We start from the raw sequence: 18556 nt of genomic DNA on the forward strand, positions 1-18556 counted from the left end.
CAGATGAGTTGTTCCCTGGTGCGCAGTAACGATCATTAATGGGGAAAGTCGAGAGTTAGAGAGCTCTTGCGCGCATTTCTGGGTAGAGCACGTGACTGAAAATCACGGTGTCGCTGGCGAAAAATGTAGGGTTTTCAGGGCGCATCCGATGGCGACCGCTCCGGCGCGCAAACCCGGACGGAGGGATCCCGACAGGGTGAGGCTGCCCAAGATCGGCTGCCGAGCCGACCCGCTGCCAGGGCTCGAGTGCCACCCGTCTATCGAGGAGACAGGTGGCTCCCAGGAGGCGTTTAATCTGCTTCCACGAGTTGTTCTTCTTCGTCGTAGATTCCCTCAACGAGTTGCGGCTCTACGGCCTGCAGACTCACCGAAATCATGGCCACTTTGGCGTGCTTGAAATAGAGAACTGACTCTCCTTCGCAGTCTTCCACAGAGTCCACCCCGTCCGCCACTTCGAACCCGCCGAAAAGCGCGAACATCGGATCCTCGTGAGGCTCGTCGCCGCTTTCGTCATTTTTGATGTTGTCGAGGTCGATCTCCATGACGATCGGCTCCCCTGAGTGGATGGTCCACAACTTAAACGATGGGTCCTCAAAGAGGCTCAGTTGATCCACTGGCTCAGCGTCGAAATCATGGAACCGCCAGGCGCCGAGATAACGAGTGTTTACCGCCATTCGCTCCACGAGCGTGTCGAACTCCACAAACCGATCTTCCGGATCAAGGAGGAGGGATTCGAGCCGGCGACGCGCGGGTCCGGAGATCCAAACGGTCCGCTCCAATCCGTTGTCGAGTCGGAAATGAAAGGCATTTCGCATGGGATCAGAGTCGATACCGGCGTCTCCCGCTGCCTCGACGTGCTGCTCGAGCGGCCCCTTAATGCGCGCCAAGGAAGGGAACACCGCATCAAGCGGCTCCTTCAACGCTCCTGCTAGCTGGTGAGCGCGGCGGAGTGGCACCATGTAGCCGTTCTCGAACAGCGCGATATGTTCCGGCTGAAGGTCGACGAGCGCGGCGAGTTGCTCGCGCGTCATGTTTTTCTTCTGACGGATTGCCTTGATGCAATTCTTGGGCATGTTCGTATCCTTTCTGTTGGCTGTGGGTTCAGGCCGTTTTGGCGTGAGCGGCAGAGACGCCGGTCGAATACTCGGACGTCGAGGCGTATCTGCGCGCGATCCACGCGTTGAGGTCTTCGGGAGCGTAGAGAACCCGCGCGCGCAGCCCGCGTCCTGCCTTCATGTAGCTCGGACCTGTTCCCTGCACGCGGAGCCGCTCCAGGGTGCGCGGCGATAGTCGAAGCACTTTGGCAGCCTCGATGGTCGTTAGTTTGGGTGTGTGTTTCGGGTTCATTCTGATCTCCTTTCAGAAATAAACTGGATCAACGAATGCGTCTGTGAAGTAGCGCGATTGATTTTTTTTTGACGGCAGGAGAGGCCGTTTTACTGTTGAGCTCTCCAGCCGCTTTGCATTCCCGGCGTCATGGCACGTGATCAGAGCGGGGATCGGCTTCGGTGCGAAGGGTAAGACCTTTACCTGCCGTAGCTCGACGCGAAGCGAGGAGTGCCCCTGCGTGCCGTGGCAGGGTTGACGATAGCGAAGTCGCCTCGATCATTGCGGACGTCGATCGTAATCCGCTTGGCATCGGTGATGACGCCCAGTTCCGGATCTCTTTCGAGGGCGCTCAGGAAAAGACAACGCTAGCGAGCTTGAAGAAGCTGCTCGTGTCCCAGCAACGCGCACCGCGCTGCGTTCGATGGGAGCGCACGGTTTTATAAAATGCTCTAGGGGCGCCTTTATTGCTCGGCGTTTGGTCCCAGAAACAGGTCAGAGGAATGGACCGCTGACCGCGATGAGCAGAAAATATTCGATCGAAGCATTGGAGAGATACCGCGTGCTGGCGGCCTATCTGATACTCAAATTCGGCGATGAATACGGATTCGTACTGGAGCGCGTGGAGAGTGATCTCGAGCGGGCCCGGCAGGACGACCCGCAGGCGAAAGCGCTGAAGGTCATGGATGAGCTGCAACGTAAGAGAGACGACGCGAAGCCGGTCTTGAGGAACCTTCCCTGTCGGTCGGACCGCCGGGATTGAGATCATGAGGGCCCGGATGCGCGGGCCCCCTTGCCCTGTCAGATCCGCGCCGGCGGAGCGAAGGCAATCTTCTCCAGCCAGAACAATTTCGTCTCGAGGCTCGGCTCGCCATAGCGGGGCGTTGGCAGCTTGTGACCCATCAAGCGATGGGACACGTTATCCAGGCAAGCAACGTCGGTGAGCCGGTCCTTGAAGGTGTGGCGCAGTGAATAGAGCGTCCGGTTCTCAGGGAGGTTTAGGTGGGTCGCCAGCGATTTGTTGATGACCGCGGAAGCTTGCGCGTTCTTATGGAAGTAACGTGGAAAGCCGTCCGGATGGGCGCGCATGACCATCAGCGCGACGCCGACAAGAGGGATGTCGCGGATAGAAGGAGCAGTCTTAAGGACGCAGCCTTCAGGGCGGATGCGAATATGCGGAATTTCATGGTCCAGCACGATGGTGTGTCGTTTCAGATTGCAGGCTTCGGAGAGGCGCAGGCCACATTCGGCGATGAGATAGACGATGGCGCGGGCCTCGTCGTTGAGACTGTCGAGCGCTCCCTCGGCTAGGAGCGTGTTTTGGACCCACTCTTTCGGGAATGCCAGGCGCACGCCGTCTTCGCCGCCAGCGATTCTGAGGCCGCTAAAGTCCTCCTTGCATGACAGCCGGTGGACCTTGGTCACGGATCGGAACATGGATGCGAGGCGCCCAATATAGGAGTTGGCGGTTGAGATCTTGATTTGGTCTGACATTGCCAGCTCGGAGAGGTGGTCGCGGAGATCGAGCACATGGTTGCGGTCGATGTTGGCGAGCTCGATGTCTCTACCGATGACCTCGATGAACTTTTCGACGTATGTGTCTCGAGCGACGCGCCACTTTTTCCTTTGGTTGTCGGATTTGGCCTTCAGCGAGGCAGCGTTGATGCGCTCGAACTCGTTGACGAGCTGCGAGAGCATGACGGCGGGCTTGGAAACGGTGCCCATCAGGGCGGAGGCGACTTCGGGCGTCGGTTCTGTGGCGATGACGTCCAGCCGGTCGTAGAAGCACTCAGCCGGCAGCTGCCGCACCTCGTCGTGCGCGAGGTAGGCAAGCCCGTAGCGCTTGACGATATCGACGTTGCGCGCGAAGGCGATGGCCGGGGCCGGGTTGCGGCCGGCGAGGCGGTCTTCCCATTCCGTGATGAGCAAGGTCTCGAGCTGCGCCGCTCTGGCGCCGGCGGAGATGCCGCGAGGATCATCGGCGATCCTGATGCCGGTCGTCTTGTTGATCCACTTGCGCGGGTCGACGGGCCGTGCGCGGTCAGGGACGCGACGGATGTAGTACCAGTAGCCGCGGCGCTTGTGCAGGTGCTGCAACCTCATCCTCGTGGCCCATCCCGACGCGATGTTGGGTCAGATGTTGGGTCATCTGTTGGGTCAGTACTGGTGAGGAGGGTGCTGGCGTGAAAGGAAAAGCCCGTAAAACGGGGGCTTTGGGGGTGGGGAGTTGGCTCCGCGGGTAGGGCTCGAACCTACGACCGTCCGATTAACAGTCGGATGCTCTACCACTGAGCTACCGCGGAATACCTAGCCTCTTGGGCGTCGCGCCTCTTAGCAGAATGCTCAGGGGCCGGCTAGCGCCTTGTGGCAAGGCAGCCTCCCCTCGAGGGCGACCCTCAACTCTCATAATCGCGCTCGATAATCAAGGGGCCTGCGACTGCTTATGTGCCATTGGACCAAGCGGGCGGCGGATTAGCGCGCGCACCACACATTGCCGCGGTTCGGCCAGCGCTGCGCCAGACCCTCACCCATTAGTATTTGCCCCACGTCCCGGCCGTCCGGCAGCTCAAGGTCGACCAAAGCGCGCCCGTTTGGATCCTGGCGCCCATTGGGACGGATCTTATAGGGACCGGCTAGCAGCTCTTGCAGGCGGGACCGCGCGGCAAGCGCAAGCTGCCTCTCGTTCTCGCATGCCGGCTCTTCGAGCTCGGGGGCATCAACGGAGATAAGGCGCCATTTCGTCCCATTGTCGCGCCCGGTGTCGCCGTCGATGATACAGCTGCGCAATGCCCGCCCGTTGCATAGTTCCACCGGGCCATGACGGTCCTCTCCCACCGGCTTCGTCCACCATTGCCACAGGCCCGCGAGCACGACCGCCAGCGCTGCAAGGCCCAGACTGATGGCGAGTTGACGTGGGCTCCCGCCGCGGCCGAATCGATATCGGTAGCGCCAATAGCGGTCACGACGGGCGCGCCTGGCGCGTACGTGGCGCCGGTCGCGCTCCGCCTGGGAAATCGGGCTGCCCGATTGGCTTTGCACCATGATTTTGGAGCTAGGCGCAGCAACCCTAACAAAGAGTTCCCACGTGCCATCGGATGCGCTGCCCGCCGAGGACAGAAGCCAATCACTTCGAAAAATTTCTGGGAGTGAATTGGAGGCCACGCCCGGAATCGAACCGGGGTGCACGGATTTGCAGTCCGTTGCGTCACCACTCCGCCACGTGGCCTTCGGCTCCATCTTTCCGGAGCAGTAAAGAGTGCGCCGTGTATCACAAGGATTGGTGCCTGGAAAGTGTGCGCGTGAGGTAGCGCGAGCCGGGCGCCCGAGGTAGCGGAGAAACCTCGCCCCGAGACCGCACGTCCCGTCGCGCATTGCCGCCCGCTCATGTAGGGTAGGCGATACGCACATCTGATGCCGAGGGAAAACTGATGGTTGATGCCGCCACACAGCGCATGAACATGGTCGAAAGCCAGGTGCTGACCAGCGATGTCACCGACCAACGCGTCGTGCGCGCCATGAGAGAGCTGCCGCGCGAGCGATTTGTTCCCGGGCCGATGGCGGAGCTGGCGTACATGGACGAGGCGATTGCGCTCACCCCTCCCGGCCCAGATCGGCGCTGGCTTCTGCCCGCGCGCACAGAAGGCAAGCTGCTTCAGCTTGCCGACGTCGGTGCCGAGGACCATGTGCTCAATGTCGGCTGCGGCACCGGCTATTCGGCAGCAATTTTGGCTCGCCTCGCGCGCTCCGTGATCGCACTAGAGAGTAATGAGCAGTTGCTGGCCGCTGCGCGCCGTAATCTTGCGGAGCTGGCCGTCGCCAATGCCAGCGTTGTTTCGGGACGTCTAAGCGCCGGCTGGCCGACCAAGGCCCCCTATGACGTGATCCTTCTGCAGGGCTCCATCAGCATCACGCCGGACGATATCCTCGATCAATTGAAGGACGGCGGCCGGATGGTTGCCATCGTAAACGACAATGGTATTGGCAAGGCGACCATCTGGCGTCGCCTCGGACGCTCCATGGATGCGCGCGTCGCATTCGATGCTGCTGCACCTGATCTTCCTGGGTTCGCCAAGGCGCCAGCGTTCGTCCTGTGAACGAATTATCGGGGTCGCCCGAGGCCAAATGCCTAAACGGAGCCGATCTACCCGCAATCCCGTAGGGTTGGGCAGGAATGATGCGGCGCCGTGCCGCGATGGGGTGTGGGATTGGAGCAACGCCACCACAGCCCTTTTCCACCAACTGTCCACCGGCACTACACAAATCAGCGCTGGCACCCCAGACTCAGCGACGCACTGACGACTCAAAATGCTGGGCCGCGATAAGGCCTCGGACGGTGTGGTCGAGGGGAAGTAATGCGCACGGCCATTGATAATCAGCGTCAACATGAGCAGGGACGCCACTTGGGTATGAGCTCGGAACGTCGGGGGCACCGGAGGCCAAACGCGCTGCGTAAGTGCGTGCGGTTGGCGCTGTGTCTTGCGATGGCGCACGCCGTTGCGCTTCCAGCCGCCGCGGAGACTCTGCAAGAGGCACTCTCCGCTGCTTATGGCTATAACCCGCGCCTCGACGCGCAGCGAGCATTCCAGCGGGCGACAGACGAGGACGTGTCGCAGGCTATGTCGGGGTATCGCCCGACGATTACAGGCAACGCTGACATCGGTATTGAACGTTCCGACCAGCGCCCGTCGAATTACCTGGACGGCGTGACGAAGCCGCGCGGTTTCGGCGTGGACGCCGTGCAGCCGATATTCAACGGCTTTCGCACCTACAACGCGGTGAACGAGGCAGAAGCAAACGTCCGCGCGGAGCGCGAGGTGCTGCGCGACGTAGAGCGTAGTGTGCTGCTGCAGGCGGTCACCGCATACATGGACGTCGTGCGCGACCAGGAACTGGTTCGTCTCAACGAGAATAACGTCAATGTGCTCTCGCGCGAGCTCAAGGCCGCACAGGATCGATTCGCTGTCGGCGAGGTGACGCGAACTGACGTAGCGCAGGCAGAGGCCCGTCGCGCTGACGCTGTCTCACGCCTGGATGCGGCACGCGCCAACCTGCGCACCAGCCGAGGCAGCTATCAGCAGGTGATCGGACACCCGCCGAGCAATCTTACCTGGCCTGGCACGCCGGACCGGTTGCTTCCGCGCCAGCTCCAGGAAGCCATCGGCGTCAGCAACAACGAGGACCCGCTGGTCGTCGCTCAGCTGTTCCGCGAGCAGGCCGCCAAGTACACGGTGGAGCGCATTCGCGGCGAGTTGCTGCCGACGGTACAGCTCGAGGCGAGCTACAATGATCGCTTCGGGTCATCGAAGCTCACCGACGAAGTGGAAAGCTCCACGCTCGTTGGTCGCGCCGTGATCCCGATCTACGAGGCGGGTGATGTCTATTCCCGCGTTCGACAGGCCAAGCAGAACCACATCGGCCTGCTGCAGCAGATCGAGCAGGTCCGCACTGAGCAGACGCAGAACCTTGTTGCGGCCTGGTCGCAGCTCGAGGCAGCCCGTGCGCAGCTCGAATCCGACCGTGTAGCGGTCGAGTCGAACAAGGTGGCCCTGCAAGGTGTCCGCGAGGAAGAGAAAGTCGGCCAGCGTACGCTGCTCGACGTTCTGAACGCCGAACTCGAATACTTGAACTCGCAGGTGGACCTCGAGACGACGCGGCGCAATCTCGTGGTCGCTGCCTACAGCGTGCTGAGCGCCATGGGACGGCTCGATGCCGCTTGGATCGGCGCTGCGGCCTACGTTTATGATCCGAAGGTCCACTACCAGGAAGTCCGCCGTAAATGGATCGGCCTCAGCATCACTTACGGTGATGGCCGCACGGAAACCTTCGAGGCCCAGCCGCAAGCCGTCGAGCAGGGCTGGGACCCGGTTAAGTAGGGCCGGGCAGGCGAACAATTACCCACCGCAAATGCGCCCCCGCACGTAAAAATGCGGGGTGCGAGCCCTCACGCCATAGAGCTGCCAAGGATCGTGGCTAGCAACGGAACCGGCGTGACGGCATGCCGGCTGCGACGGTTGGTCCGAGGCACCAAGGGGTGGTGGCTGGTCCTCACAGCAGCGCAGGGTTGCGTAGCCTTATTGATGGGCTGGCATCGCCGTTGTACGACCGGGGAACCGCGCGAGCGCCGCAGGTGGGCGGCTCTAATGCGCGTCGTGTAGAGGATTGCGCCTCATGAGTAAGCCGCAGATGGCCTCCGAGCCCTCCATGGAGGAGATACTCGCTTCCATCCGCAAGATGATTGCCGACGACAGGCCCGGTCCGAGCCCAATGCCGGACACGATGGGCCGCACGCCGTTCGGCGACATGCGCCAGGCATCCGCGCCTGACACGGGCAATCTCAATGGCACCGACCCGCAGACGCCGGCACGGACAAGCAACAGCCTGAGCGACGCTCTGAAGGTCGCGACCGCGCTTTCCGATCAGCGTCGGTCGTTGCAGCAAGACCTATCTACGGTCTCCGACAAGGCTCCTCGCAACAATCTGGAAGCGCTCACCGAGCTGACCTCCTCGCGCAGCGAAATAGCGCGCAGCGGCTCGAGCACCGAACTCCGCAACGTCCGTCCCACCGCTGAAGTGCCGCTGCCATTCGGTCTCCGCGATGAGGAAACCGCGGGCGCCCCCCAGCCATCCGAACTTAAAGCCGATCTCCTCTCGTTCGACTTCGGCACCTTGGTGCCTCAGCGCAATGAGGGCCAAAACCAGCCCAAGCCGCAGTCTGCTGATTCGAAACCCATCTCGTTGCAGACCACGCCGAGTTCCTCACCGACGGCGACAAGTCCATCGCCGACAGCAGCGCAGCCTGGATCAGAGGTCGAGACGGGGCCGGCGATTGAACCGCGCGTGCTTCCGCTGCGCACCGGCACCACCGGCTTCAATGGTTCTGGCCCCAACGTTGCTCCGTTCCCGCGCACGACGAGAGAGACTGCCAAACCCGGCGCATCCGCTCCGGCATCGCCAGAGACTGTCGAAGCGCCGCAGCCGCAGGCCAAGTCAGAGACACTTAACAAGGCCGAGACACCTGCAAAGGCCGAGACGGTCCACAAGCCGGATTCGCCGGTCGAAACACCAACCGCGACCAAACCAGGCGCGACGGCGCCCGAGGCTCAGCCCAAGCCGAAGGCGATGTCGGCTACACTGCCAGCGCCATCCGGCAGCAAGCCCGTCACCAGCAAGCCTCTCGTCGCTGAGCCGCTTGCTGCCGCAAGTGAGGCGCTCTTGGATGCCGTCGTCGATCTCGTGCAACAGCAACCGGGAGCGTTGTCCGTTTTCGCCTCCGGAGCCTCCTTCATCAGCGGCGTCAGCGAAAAGAAAGAGCAGGGCGGCCAGACGCTCCCCGTGCTCGCGCAAAAGCACGAGATCGCCTCGGATGACGCCCCTGCGCAGCCTGCCAAACTCGATCGTGCCGCTGCGGAACTGCTGCGGCCGATGCTGCGTCAATGGCTTGCCGAGAACATGGAGCGCATCCTTGAAGATGCCCTCCGCAGCGAACTCACCGCGCAGATCGAGTCGGGCAAGGGACCAGGAAAATCTTGATGGCAAATCTTGTTGTCGCCTGGTCCCCATGCATGCCTTGACGCATGTCAGTTCTATGAAATAGCCCGCACCGGCGGCTCTCGGCGTCCCCGGCGCTGCGTCCACCGTTGACAGCGCGGGAACGGAGAGCGTAGGACCGCAGCTCCGTTTCTCCCCCAAAACTGCTGCCCAAATCCCCCCATGCTCGATAAAATCTACCAGCCCGCCCAGATCGAGCCGCGCATCCGCGCGGAATGGGAGCGCGCCGAGGCGTTCAAAGCAGGCCGCGCCGAGCGCGCCGGGGCGCAGCCCTACAGCATCGTCATCCCGCCGCCGAACGTGACGGGCTCCCTCCACATGGGCCACGCCCTCAACAACACGCTGCAGGACATCCTCTGCCGCTTCGAGCGCCTGCGCGGCAAGGACGTGCTCTGGCAGCCCGGCACCGATCACGCCGGCATTGCCACGCAGATGGTCGTCGAGCGCCAGATGATGGAGCGCCAGGAGCCCGACCGTCGCACCATCGGCCGCGAGAAGTTCCTCGAGAAGGTGTGGGCCTGGAAGGAAGAGAGTGGCTCGACCATCCTCAATCAGCTGAAGCGTCTCGGCGCCTCATGCGATTGGAGCCGCGAGCGCTTCACCATGGACGAGGGCCTCTCGAAGGCTGTCGTGAAGGTATTCGTCGCGCTACACGAAGCGGGCCTCATCTATAAGGACAAGCGCCTCGTCAACTGGGACCCGAAGTTCCAGACCGCCATCTCCGATCTCGAAGTGGTGCAGGTCGAGGCGCGCGGGACATTTGCGTGGGTCCTGCCGGAGGCTGGCAAGCAAAGCGATGGCGATCCGGAAAAGCCGTTCGACGCCGAAGCGCTCGCCAAGGCGCTGGCGAAGAACCCGTCCGGCCACATGTATCACTTCCGCTATCCGCTCGCGAAGAAGATCAAGGGTTACGACAAGGACTACATCGTCGTCGCCACGACGCGCCCCGAGACGATGCTGGGCGACACGGGCGTTGCCGTACACCCGGAGGATGAGCGCTATGCCGCGCTGATCAAAGCCGGTGCGAAGGTGAAGCTGCCGCTGGTCGGGCGCGAGATTCCGATCGTCGCCGACGAGCATTCCGATCCCGAGAAGGGCACCGGCGCGGTGAAGATCACGCCTGCGCACGACTTCAACGACTTCGAGGTCGGCAAACGCCACGCACTGGATCAGATCAACGTGCTCGACGATCAGGCGCGCATCAACGACGTGCCGCCGCCCGAGTACCGCGGTCTCGATCGCTTCGACGCGCGCAAGCGCATCGTCGCCGATCTCGCAGCGCTGGGCCTGCTGGAAAAGATCGAGCCGACCACGCACACTGTTCCGCACGGCGATCGCTCCGGCGTTGTCATCGAGCCGTGGCTGACGGATCAGTGGTACGTCAACGCCGCCGAACTGGCGAAGCCCGCGATCGAGATGGTCGAGCGCGGCAAGATGGTTTTCGTCCCGAAGAACTGGGAGAAGACCTACTTCGAGTGGATGCGCAACATCCAGCCATGGTGCATTTCGCGCCAGCTCTGGTGGGGGCATCAGATTCCAGCTTGGTACGCGCCCGACGGCAAAGTGTTCGTCGCCGAGGACGCGACCAGGGCGCAGGCCGCCGCGACGAAGCACTTCGGCAAGCCCGTCGATCTGAAGCGCGACGAGGACGTGCTCGACACGTGGTTCTCATCCGCGCTTTGGCCGTTCTCGACGCTCGGCTGGCCCGACAAGACACCGGAGCTCGGGCGCTTCTACCCGACCAGCGTTCTCGTTACCGGCTTCGACATCATCTTCTTCTGGGTCGCCCGGATGATGATGATGGGCATGCACTTCATGGAAGAGGTGCCCTTCCGCGACGTCTACATCCACGCCCTCGTCCGCGACGAGAAGGGGCAGAAGATGTCGAAGTCGAAGGGCAACGTGATGGACCCGCTGGGCATCATCGATGCCTACGGCGCCGACGCTCTCCGCTTCACGCTCGCCGCGATGGCAGCGCAGGGCCGTGACATCAAGCTGTCGACGCAGCGCGTTGAAGGCTATCGCAACTTCGCGACCAAGCTCTGGAACGCGGCGCGCTTCGCCGAGATGAACGAGTGCGTTCGCCAGCGCGGCTTCGATCCGGCATCGGTGAAGGAGCCCGTCAATCGCTGGATCACCGGCGAGACGGAGCGCGCGACCCGCACCCTCACCGAAAGCCTCGAAGCCTATAAGTTCAATGAAGCCGCAGCCACCGTGTACGAGTTCGTGTGGGGCGTCTTCTGCGACTGGTACCTGGAGCTGATCAAGCCGATCCTCGCTGGCGATGACGAGGCGGCAAAGTCGGAAACGCGCGCCACCGTCGCCTGGACGCTCGACCAGATCCTGAAGCTGTTGCACCCCTTCATGCCCTACATCACCGAAGAGCTCTGGGCGCATGCCGTCGAGCATGGCGAGAAGCGCGACAACATCCTCGCGCTCAGCCAGTGGCCGAAGCTCAACGGCCTCGTTGACGCCGAGGTCGAGGCGGAGATCGGTTGGGTCGTGCATCTGATCTCGGAAATCCGCTCGGTACGCACCGAGATGAACGTGCCCGCCGGCGCGAAGATTCCGCTCGTCATCACTGGAGCCAGCGACGAGACGATCGAGCGCGCCAAGCGCAACGATGAGACCATCCGCCGTCTCGCTCGCCTCGAAGATATCGCCTTCGAGAATGCAGCGCCCAAGGGCGCCGCGCTGATCGTTGTCGGCGAGGCTACGGTGGCGCTGCCGCTCGAAGGCATCATCGACATGAATGCCGAGCGCAAGCGGCTGCAGAAAGAAATTGAGAAGGCCGAGAGCGATCGCGCCAAGGCCGATGCCTGGCTGGCCAATACGGCCAACGTCGCCAAGTCGCCCGAGCACGTCGTCGAGTTGAACCGCGAGCGCGTTGTCGAGAACGCAGAACGCATCGCGCGTCTCTCCGCAGCCCTGAAGCGCATCGAAGCGTAATGCAGCGGCGGCGAGGGGGTGCTCCGCTACCTCCGCGCCGCGTGCGGTTCTGGAAGCCTGAATGATGCCCGCAGCCACTTCATCAACTTGGGCTCGCGCGCATCGGGGCTGACGGCCGCGCGCAGACGATATTCAACCAGCTCCGCGCCGGTTAGCGCAGCGCTCTCCCGCGCCCCGCATCTGTCGGCCGCGACGACCGACTTTGGAGCGATCTGGGAATAAGTTAGAACTCTTCTGGCATCTGTGGCGAACGAGCCACGATTTAGGCGATCACTGCCTCCGTCGGGCCACAATACGGCGCCAGCGTCACGCTAGGGAGAGTGAAGGAAACGCGCTTCGGGTGACGGGTGGTCGCCAACCGCGCGAGCTTCTCAGAGACGTCGGTACAGGCAGTCCTGGTTCGGTTTTGTAGGCGCTCCGCTTCGAGCGTCGCCTCCGGGTTTCACGGATAAAAAGCAGAAGAATGGTCGCCACAACCTCCGACAATCTGAAGCTGCCTTCACGTCACCAGACTGAGGGTCCCTCAATCGCCAGCCGGTCCAGAACGGATTTCGGCGATTGTGCGGGGCAGACAAATTGCAGGCGGCGCCCCATTGTCGGGGCAAAGCGGAAGCGATCTGCGATGCGGTTATTTGATCGGTTGGTTTGCGTAGCCCTGGCTTGCTTGCTGGTGTGCTTTGGCACCCTTGGCGCATCAGCGGCAAAGTATCGTTCGGCGCAGGATGCGCTCGAGCAGGGCATCGGAGCCTTCAACGGCGGCTATTACGAGATCGCGATCCCGGCGCTGGATTACGCAGCCGACGCGCATCTCTTCCTAGCGCCGTATTATCTCGCCCGCATCTATTCCGACAACAACGGCGCCCACACCGATCACGCAAAGGCTTACGAGCTATACCTGCGGATCGCCGAGGAGCACACCGACGTCGATCCCGACGATGACCAGCGCGCCCCCTACGTCGCCAAGTCGATGACGCGCATTGCCGGTTATCTGCTGAACGGGTTGCCGGAAGTGAACCTCAAGCCCAATCCGAATATCGCCATGGAGTACCTGCGCGAGGCCGCGCAGTTCTTCCGCGATGAGGATGCACAATTTGAGCTGGCCAAGCTCTATCTGCGTGGCGATGGGATCGCCAGCGACGTTCCATATGCCAAGCATTGGCTGTCGGTGCTGAGCCAGAAAGGCCACCCCGGTGCCCAGGCATTCCTGGCCGATCTGCTGTGGCGCGGCAAATACATGAAGGCTGACCCTGTTCGCGCGCTGGCGCTGATCTCGGTCGCCGTCGGAAATTCCTCCAGCTATGAGCGCGTGTGGATCGAGGACATCTACCAGAACATCTACTGCGGAGCGGCCCAGGGCGTTCGTAAGCAGGCTACCGGCATCGTCGCCGACTGGCGCACGCGTTACGGCCGCAAACCAGAGCCGCGCGACGACATCGGTCTTGGCCCGCTGAACGTGCAGGCAACCCGCACGTGCGGCAACGGGGAGCCGGTCCTTTACGATATGAGCGCCGCGACAGTTGAAGCCGCATCGCCGCCCCCCGCACCCCCTGTCATTCCTGCGCAGGCGACGGCGCTTCCTGATGCGGCCACCTTGATCAAGGGCGCAGCGTCGGAAGTTGGACTGCGCGGGGACGTCGGCCAGAGCGCCAGCAACGTTCCGCCCGCCCCTCATTAGGCCAAGCGCGAACTCGCGTTGCCACAGTTTCCTGGCAAAGACGCCGAGTGATGGCAATTTTTCAATTCACAAGTGGCAATAGCGGATTAGAGTAGGGGCACCGCCGAGGCTGGGCCTGCGCTGCCCTGAGGCAATTTTAGGCAGCAAATGCTGTTGACCATTACTTGAGCAACGTAAGATTCGCTCATATCATCCCCGGTAACACCAATAAGAAACGGGTGATGGGGTCACGTCCAAGGCGGAGTGAGGCGCACAACGGGTGCGCTCGCTTAGACCTTGGAGGTGTGCATGACCGGCCTCGTTGCTCTGCTCTGCCGCTCTTGGCAGGAACGTTCGGCAAAACTCGTTTTCCTAGCTCTCTGCGTCGTCGGCGCGGCGCCTCCAATGTTGCCGCGCGTGGCCACCGCCGAGGCCATGCCAATGCCCGAGCGGGTTCGCGGTTTCTTCTGCAACGCGAAGACCGATTCGGTGAACTTCCTGATGTACCAGGCCCAGGGCGAGAACGAGGAAATGGCCGCGAACGCCGTCAACAAGGCGATCGCGAATTTCTCCTGCGCCTACTACTTGCCGGCTGACGCGATCTATACCGGCGAGCACACGGTCATGCAGGACGGGCTTGTCTTCAAGCTCCACAGCTACGTGTTTCTGCCGGAGAAGGTGGAGCGCTGGAGTGGTTCGGTGCTGGGTTCGCTGCAGCCATCCCCGAACGCCAAGCACGACGTCTGAGCCGCTCCGCCACGCAAGGCTAAGCGAACGATAGGCCGAGGCGCCTGCGCGCCCCGGCTTTTTTTGTGATTTCCCGGACCGGCTTTAGCGGCGCGACAGGTTGAGCTGGGCCGACGTGCCATCGCCCGACAGGCTCACGTTCTGGCTCGTCCCGTTCACCGTCACGCGGATGCTGCCGCGCACGTTGTACTCGCTGTTGAAGAAGCTGCCCTTATAGTGCGTGCCGCTCACCTTGTAGACCTTCGCTGTCTGCGAGGCCTTGCCGGCCGAGGTCGCGCACGTTGCGGTAACGGTATAGGCACTGCCGCCGCCGGTGTAATGCGCCCGGCAACGCGCCTTCTCCTTCTTTCCGTTCGAGAATGAAACCCAGCCGCCACCGTTCCACGAGCCGGCCAGGCCTGGGGCCGGATCAGCCTCGCTCGAGCCGACGAAGGACGCGAAAGGAATAGCGGCTACGGCCAGAACGGCGGACCGGCGCGCCCAACGGTTGATCATCTCATTCTTCATAATCGGATCCCTGCGCAATCAACTGTGTCCGAAGCGGACAAACTAGCTCCCACCCGCGGCGGGAGACGATGCATTCCGGGGCGCACTTTGGCCCAGAAACGTAAGAAGTCGCTGAACGCCGCGAGCCCCAATCGAAGCCTCGCGACACCGCTCCGAGCATGTTCGTTAACCCGGACGCGGCCCGCTGTTCCTCGCGGAACAGTGCGCGAGCCGCCGGTCAGTTAACAAATTGGACGGGTCGCCGGTGTCGGGGGCGATCCTCGTCGATTGGCTAATGATCTCGCTCCAGGGGAGGCGAAAATGCAGCGCGCTTATTTCGTTTTGGTTGGAGGTTTCCTCTCCGGCATCTTCCTGGTCGCAGCTCTCTTCGTGACCTCGGCCTCCGCGGGCATGAACCAGGATCTGTCCCGTTGCACCGCCGCCCATGACGCAGCCGCAGCGTCGGCGTGCACGCGCATCATGAGCAGCGGGCGCCTTCCCGACGCACAAATGTATATCGGCTATTTCAATCGCGGCACCGCTTGGCGCCGTGCCGGTGAGGCCGACAAGGCCGTCGCTGACTTCTCGAAGGTGTTGAAGCTGAAGCCGGGCTTCGCCCGCGGTTTTGCTGCCCGCGCGTCCGCCAAGGCCGACCTCGGCGATGATACCGCCGCAATCGCCGATCTGGATGAGGCCGTGAAGCGCGGCGATGGCGACTGGAGATTTCTCTACCACCGCGCAGTGATCTACCGCAGCATCGGTGATCGCGATGCAGCGCTTCGAGATTTGAACGCCGCGCTCGCGGCCAAGCCCGACGCGGCTCTTGCCACCTTGCTGCGCGCTCTGATCCGTGCAGAGGAGGGCGATCTGGCGCACGCGCGCGCCGAGGTCAACGCCGTACTCACCAAGGGGCGCGATGATGCACTCGCCCACTATGCCCGAGCCGACGTCGCTTTCCGCGAAGGACGCACCGACGCATCCGAAGCCGACGTCGACCGCGCGTTGGCATTGCAGAAGGATTTTGCCGCCGCCCACGCACTCAAGGGCCGCATCTATGAAAAGCGCGGAGACGTGACATCGGCGCGCGAAAGCTACGACAAGGCACTCACCGATAGCCGCGACAGCTTCAATGCGCGCATGATGCGCCGTCTCGCTGAGGAGCGTCTTGTCTCTCTAGGTGGAGCGCTGGCGTCGAACCCCAAGAGCAATCTCGCGCAGGCCAAGCTCGATTCAAAGGCCGTCGACTGCAAGGTCTTCCTCCCTGCAACCGGAAGCGTCGTCACCGCCAAGTGTAGCGAGTAGCCTAGAGATCGAGCTCCACCCACGCCGGCACGTGGTCCGAAGGCTTTTCCCAGGCGCGCGTAAAGCGGTCGACACCGGCGGAGACAAGCCGGTCGCTTGCCTGCGGTGACAAAAGCAGGTGGTCGATGCGTATGCCGTCGTCCTTTTGGAACGCGCCAGCCTGATAGTCCCAGAACGTGTAGACGCCGGGCTCGGGATGGCAGAGGCGGATCGCGTCTGTCAGCCCATCGTTGAGCATTGTGCGATAAGCAGCGCGCGTCTCCGGCTGGAACAGCGCATCGCCTGTCCACGCGGCCGGGCGCTTGGCATCCATCGGCTCGGGAATGATGTTGTAATCGCCGGCCATCACGAACGGCACTTCTTCGGCAAGCAGCGTCTTGAAGTGCGCACGCAAGCGCTGGAGCCAACCGAGCTTGTAGGGAAATTTTTCCGTCCCGATCGGGTTGCCATTGGGCGCGTAGATCGACGCCACCTTCACGATTCCCGAAGGAACCGAGATCACCGCCTCGATGAAGCGCGATTGATCATCCGCATCATTGCCCGGAAGGCCAGTCTTGGCCTCTTCCAGTGGCAGCTTGGAGAGAATGGCGACGCCGTTGAACCCCTTCTGGCCATGCACCGCGCAATGGTAGCCGAGTTCCTCGAAGGCTTCGGAAGGGAAGCCCTCGGTGACACTCTTGATCTCCTGCAGGCAGATGACGTCGGGCTGCTCCTGCTTCAGGTAAGCAAGGGCCGACTCAAGCCGCGCCTTGACGCCATTGATGTTCCAGGTGGTCACCTTCATGGCGGCAAGGCGTAGTCGAGAATCGAAGCCGTGACCAGCGCGACCGCCGGCCGCTCAGAGCGAGAAGCTCGTGCCGCAACCGCAAGAGGCGGTCGCCTGCGGATTGTTGATCTTGAACGAGGAGCCGATGAGATCGTCGACGAAATCGATCTCTGACCCCGCGAGATAGCCGAGCGACACCTGGTCGATCACCACCTTGGCACCGGCATGCTCGAGCACCAGATCATCTTTCTCCGCCTCGGGCACCAGATCGAATTTGTACTGAAAGCCCGAGCAACCGCCGCCTTCGACGCTCACGCGCAACGCTTCAGCCGCGGCCTCACCAGCAACAATCTCCGCGATTCGTTTGGCTGCGCGTTCTGTGACGGTGACGGAAGTGCTCATAGGTGTGACCTCGGATAAGGTGCATGAAACCGCCGGGGTTGCAGTCGGGCGGATTCTGTCTCTATGCAAGATAGGCGCTGCGGGCGGCCAAATCAAAGCCTGCACACCTGCGTTAAACGGGCAGCCAACGTGACAAAAACAGCCGTCAAAGGCGGATCCAACGATTACGGCGAGGCTTTGGCCCCAGGGGAACGTGCGCCAGCCAGCTATGCCGCCAGCGCAGTCCCCAGCCGTGGTCGTCTGACACCCGAGCCAGAATGCACCACCCGCAGCCCCTTCCAGCGCGACCGTGACCGCATCCTGCATTCAACCGCATTCCGCCGCCTGACGCACAAGACGCAGGTGTTCCTCTACCACGAGGGCGATCACTATCGCACACGCCTGACTCACTCGCTGGAGGTGGCGCAGATCGCCCGCACCGTCGCCCGCCAGCTTCGCCTCGATGAAGACCTTGCCGAAGCGATCGCCCTCGCCCACGACCTCGGCCATTCCCCATTCGGCCACGCCGGCGAGCGCGCGCTCGACAAGGCGATGCACGACTTCGGCGGGTTCGATCACAACGCGCAGAGCCTGCGCGTCGTCACCGTGCTGGAGCGCAAGTACGCACAGTTCGACGGCCTGAACTTCACATGGGAAACGCTGGAAGGCCTCGCCAAGCACAACGGCCCGGTCGCCCCGGACGGCGCTGTCGCCAAGGCGGCCGGTCGCATCGAGGCCTGGAAGCCGCTCGACCTTGCGTCGTGGCCGTCGGCGGAAGCGCAAGTCGCTGCCCTCGCCGACGATATCGCCTACGTCACCCACGACATCGACGATGGGCTGCGCGCCCATCTCATCACTGTTGCTGACCTGGAGCAGCAGCCGCTATCGGGGCCGCTCATGGGCAGCGTGCGCGCGCTTCACGCTGAGGACGAGGCGCGTAGCATCTACGAGCTGACACGCCGTCTGATCACGATCATGGTTGCAGACCTCGTTACCGAGACACGGCTGCGCCTCGCGGCGCTGGCCCCCACCAGCCCCGATGACATTCGCGCAGCCGGACGGCCCATCGTCGGCTTCTCCGGGGAGCTGGCTGACGGCGTGGTCCAGCTCAAGTCCTTCCTGTTTGCGCGCGTCTACCGGCACGAGCACGTCATGCACATCATGCGCAATGCCGAGCGCATCGTCTCTGACCTGTTCCAACACTACCTGGCCCATCCCGCCGAGATGGCGCCCGCCTGGCATGCGGCTTCGCAAGGGCTCGACGCGCGCCGCCGCGCCCGCCTTGTCGCCGACTTTGTCGCCGGGATGACCGACCGCTATGCCATAGCCGAGCACCACCGGCTGTTTGACGACACCCCCGATTTGCTTTAGGCGGGCCGCAACTTTCTCGCTTAATC

Annotated in this window: 16 protein-coding genes and 2 tRNA genes; 9 read left to right on the top strand and 9 right to left on the bottom strand. The window is 62.7% G+C overall.

Annotated features, from left to right (window positions below):
* Positions 1-290 precede the first annotated feature (290 nt).
* Both ACP15D_RS18440 and ACP15D_RS18445 read right to left on the bottom strand, forming a co-directional pair.
* Positions 291-1073, bottom strand: coding sequence for a helix-turn-helix transcriptional regulator (locus tag ACP15D_RS18440; protein ID WP_424958873.1), 783 nt, complete (start codon positions 1071-1073; stop codon positions 291-293).
* Between the two features lie 28 nt (positions 1074-1101).
* Entirely contained in the window at positions 1102-1347 is a 246-nt protein-coding gene (locus ACP15D_RS18445) for a helix-turn-helix domain-containing protein (protein ID WP_424958874.1), read from the bottom strand.
* A gap of 499 nt (positions 1348-1846) precedes the next feature.
* Between ACP15D_RS18445 and ACP15D_RS18450 the strand changes: the two genes are divergently transcribed.
* Positions 1847-2089, top strand: coding sequence for a hypothetical protein (locus ACP15D_RS18450; RefSeq protein WP_424958875.1), 243 nt, complete (start codon positions 1847-1849; stop codon positions 2087-2089).
* Between the two features lie 38 nt (positions 2090-2127).
* Here ACP15D_RS18450 and ACP15D_RS18455 read toward each other — a convergent pair whose 3' ends face one another.
* The 4 genes from ACP15D_RS18455 to ACP15D_RS18470 form a co-directional block, all read right to left on the bottom strand.
* Entirely contained in the window at positions 2128-3429 is a 1302-nt protein-coding gene (locus tag ACP15D_RS18455) for an integrase (protein ID WP_424958876.1), read from the bottom strand.
* A gap of 125 nt (positions 3430-3554) precedes the next feature.
* Positions 3555-3629, bottom strand: a tRNA-Asn gene (locus tag ACP15D_RS18460).
* 169 nt (positions 3630-3798) lie between these two features.
* A complete protein-coding gene (locus ACP15D_RS18465) occupies positions 3799-4113 on the bottom strand; it encodes a thermonuclease family protein (protein ID WP_424958877.1) in 315 nt (104 codons plus the stop codon).
* A gap of 365 nt (positions 4114-4478) precedes the next feature.
* Positions 4479-4552: transfer RNA gene (locus ACP15D_RS18470), tRNA-Cys, on the bottom strand.
* Between the two features lie 202 nt (positions 4553-4754).
* On the opposite strand from ACP15D_RS18470, the gene ACP15D_RS18475 reads away from it, so the two are divergent.
* From ACP15D_RS18475 to ACP15D_RS18500, 6 genes are all read left to right on the top strand, one after another.
* Positions 4755-5420 (top strand): protein-L-isoaspartate O-methyltransferase family protein, encoded by a 666-nt coding sequence (locus ACP15D_RS18475; RefSeq protein ID WP_424958878.1) that lies wholly within the window; start codon positions 4755-4757, stop codon positions 5418-5420.
* A gap of 387 nt (positions 5421-5807) precedes the next feature.
* On the top strand, positions 5808-7199 hold the full coding sequence (locus ACP15D_RS18480; protein ID WP_424958879.1) for a TolC family outer membrane protein: 1392 nt from the start codon (positions 5808-5810) through the stop codon (positions 7197-7199).
* A 295-nt stretch (positions 7200-7494) separates the two neighbouring features.
* On the top strand, positions 7495-8856 hold the full coding sequence (locus ACP15D_RS18485; RefSeq protein WP_424958880.1) for a hypothetical protein: 1362 nt from the start codon (positions 7495-7497) through the stop codon (positions 8854-8856).
* 180 nt (positions 8857-9036) lie between these two features.
* Positions 9037-11823 carry a valine--tRNA ligase gene (locus ACP15D_RS18490; protein WP_424958881.1) on the top strand — a complete coding sequence of 929 codons (2787 nt, stop codon included), beginning with the start codon at positions 9037-9039 and terminating at the stop codon, positions 11821-11823.
* 670 nt (positions 11824-12493) lie between these two features.
* On the top strand, positions 12494-13498 hold the full coding sequence (locus ACP15D_RS18495; RefSeq protein ID WP_424958882.1) for a tetratricopeptide repeat protein: 1005 nt from the start codon (positions 12494-12496) through the stop codon (positions 13496-13498).
* Between the two features lie 288 nt (positions 13499-13786).
* Complete coding sequence (locus ACP15D_RS18500; RefSeq protein ID WP_424958883.1) at positions 13787-14224, top strand: hypothetical protein; 438 nt, start codon at positions 13787-13789, stop codon at positions 14222-14224.
* Positions 14225-14308: 84 nt separating this feature from the next.
* On the opposite strand, the gene ACP15D_RS18505 is transcribed toward ACP15D_RS18500, so the two are convergent.
* Positions 14309-14731: a hypothetical protein gene (locus ACP15D_RS18505; RefSeq protein WP_424958884.1), complete on the bottom strand. Its 423-nt coding sequence runs from the start codon at positions 14729-14731 to the stop codon at positions 14309-14311.
* A 300-nt stretch (positions 14732-15031) separates the two neighbouring features.
* Here ACP15D_RS18505 and ACP15D_RS18510 point away from each other — a divergent pair, with 300 nt between their 5' ends.
* Positions 15032-16012 carry a tetratricopeptide repeat protein gene (locus ACP15D_RS18510; protein ID WP_424958885.1) on the top strand — a complete coding sequence of 327 codons (981 nt, stop codon included), beginning with the start codon at positions 15032-15034 and terminating at the stop codon, positions 16010-16012.
* 1 nt (position 16013) lies between these two features.
* Here ACP15D_RS18510 and xth read toward each other — a convergent pair whose 3' ends face one another.
* Together xth and erpA are read right to left on the bottom strand one after the other, a co-directional pair.
* Positions 16014-16796, bottom strand: a complete 783-nt coding sequence (xth, locus tag ACP15D_RS18515; RefSeq protein ID WP_424958886.1) for an exodeoxyribonuclease III — start codon at positions 16794-16796, stop codon at positions 16014-16016.
* A 54-nt stretch (positions 16797-16850) separates the two neighbouring features.
* Positions 16851-17180 (bottom strand): iron-sulfur cluster insertion protein ErpA, encoded by a 330-nt coding sequence (erpA, locus tag ACP15D_RS18520; protein ID WP_424958887.1) that lies wholly within the window; start codon positions 17178-17180, stop codon positions 16851-16853.
* A gap of 129 nt (positions 17181-17309) precedes the next feature.
* Here erpA and ACP15D_RS18525 point away from each other — a divergent pair, with 129 nt between their 5' ends.
* On the top strand, positions 17310-18530 hold the full coding sequence (locus ACP15D_RS18525) for a deoxyguanosinetriphosphate triphosphohydrolase (protein WP_424958888.1): 1221 nt from the start codon (positions 17310-17312) through the stop codon (positions 18528-18530).
* Positions 18531-18556 lie beyond the last annotated feature (26 nt).

The organism is Hyphomicrobium sp. 1Nfss2.1 (assembly GCF_965243865.1).
Lineage (GTDB): Bacteria > Pseudomonadota > Alphaproteobacteria > Rhizobiales > Hyphomicrobiaceae > Hyphomicrobium_A.